Origin of the sequence: Clostridium gasigenes (assembly GCF_017348895.1) — a bacterium.
GTDB lineage: Bacteria > Bacillota > Clostridia > Clostridiales > Clostridiaceae > Clostridium > Clostridium gasigenes.
Genome location: NZ_CP071380.1, coordinates 1 through 2,107, shown reverse-complemented (window position 1 = coordinate 2,107; position 2,107 = coordinate 1). Strand labels below are relative to the sequence as shown.

Sequence of the window (2,107 nt, the reverse complement as noted above, 5' to 3'; positions counted from 1 at the left end):
ATTTTTTCCTCTTAGCCTATTATTATCAAATTTATATATTATACATCCTACAGTTGCTTCTGTTGGTCCATATTCATTAATAATATCTATTTTATTATTAAATTTATTATTAATATCATTAGCTAGTTTCTCTGATAATTCTTCTCCACCTAATATCATCTTTGTGACATTAGTATAACTAACTTTCAAGTCATTTATTATACTTAAATGAGCTGGAGTAAGCTTAATAATATCTATATCTCCTTCTAATATACTTGATAAATTAATATCCTCATCTATGTTCTCAATTACTATTTTATGTCCAGATAATAATGGTACAAACACAGATGTAACTGTTAAATCAAACGATATTGAAGTGAATAATGGTAAATCCCCACTTCCATCTCTTTGATAATACTTATTACAAAATTTTATATAATTTAATACTGAACTATGCTCTATCATTACACCTTTAGGATTCCCCGTACTTCCAGACGTATATATAACATAAGCTAAATTAAAACTTTTACTTTGCACCACTAAATTTTGAGTATCTTCATTAAACTTATGTTTATTTATATCAATTAATTTAGCATTAAAATTAATATTTTTTATAATCTCCTCAGTTGAAATAACTATATCTACATTAGCATCATTTAATATATACTCTATTCTTTCTTTAGGATATTTAATATCTATAGGAACATATGCTCCTCCAGATTTTAAAACTCCAATTATCCCAATTATTAACTCTAATGATGGTTTCATCATTAGTGCAACTATAGTGTCTTGCTTAACTCCATCATTTTTTAACTTTCTTGCTAACTGATTAGCTTTTTCATTTAATTCTTGATAGGTTAGTTTTGCATTTCCATACTTTACTGCTATTTTATTAGGTTTTTCTAAAGCTTGTTTCTCAAATATCTCTTGAATTGTACTTTTTTTATCATATATAGAATATGTATTATTATAATTATAAATAATATCTTCATATTCATTTTCTATAAATATATCTAAATCACTAATATTTTTATTAATATTAGCTATAATTTCACATACTAATTTTTCAAATCTCTTTTCAAAAATTTCAATTGAAACTTTACTATATAAATTAGCATTATAAAATAACGATATATATATATCATTGTTATTTTTCTTATTAATACAAATGGTAATCTTATTATCTTTTGAATTACATATACTCTCAATAGTTTTATTATTATGAATTGTATTCATAGTTATGTTAACAGAAGTAATTTGCATTATATCTTCAGCTAAATTTTCACCTTTAAATATTTCATTAACATTACAGTATTCATTTTCATACATCATAAATAATTCAGTTTGAACATTTTTTATTAATTCTTTAACGCTAAACTCTTTTCTTATATCACTTTTAAGTGGTAATATTTTATTATTGAAAACATCCTCAATATCATTATTCCCCAAATAAACTGGTACCCCAATTACACTTTGGCTATTTTCGGAATATTTATATAATTCACTTTTTAAAGCTACTAAAAATATAACATATTGCTTCAAATCAACACCTTCAGTTAAAGCATTCAATTTTTTTAATAACTCAGTGTTTAAACTAAAATCTATCTGTTCTATTTTACACCCTTTATTTATATTAAAATCATAAGAAATTGCATCCATATTAACTTCACTAAAATCTTTACTACTCCAAAACTTCTTTGAGTTTAATAACTTTTCTTCTAAATCTATATCTTTATTCATAAACTCTCCCCCCACTATTCCTTAAAATATTTTAAAAATCAAATCCGCTACTCTTTAAATTCATAATTGATTTTTCTGATTTTAAAATACTCTCCTTTTGAAATTCTCTTAACAAACTGATATCTTTAATTTTCAAATCCTGCTTTAAAACAATAGAATCTATTATCATATTAATATCATCTTTAAATTTAATAATATTTTCATGACTAAACAAGTGAATTGAATATTCCCATATAAGATGTAATAAATTATCTTCTTCAAGAACTTTTAATGTTATATCAAATTTTGATACTTTATTTTTTAAATTTAATGAATTCAATTTACTCAGTCCAAACTTAATATCAAAATCAATTCCTATATTATTCATATCTAACATAACATCAAATAT

Annotated in this window: 2 protein-coding genes; both read right to left on the bottom strand. The window is 22.7% G+C overall.

Annotation, left to right across the window (positions count from 1 at the left end):
• The coding region (locus tag J1C67_RS19335) for an AMP-binding protein (RefSeq protein ID WP_207253615.1) at positions 1 to 1,719 on the bottom strand (1,719 nt) is incomplete at its 3' end.
• Positions 1,720 to 1,750: 31 nt separating this feature from the next.
• On the bottom strand, positions 1,751 to 2,107 hold a 357-nt coding region (locus tag J1C67_RS19330; protein ID WP_207253614.1), incomplete at its 5' end, for a condensation domain-containing protein.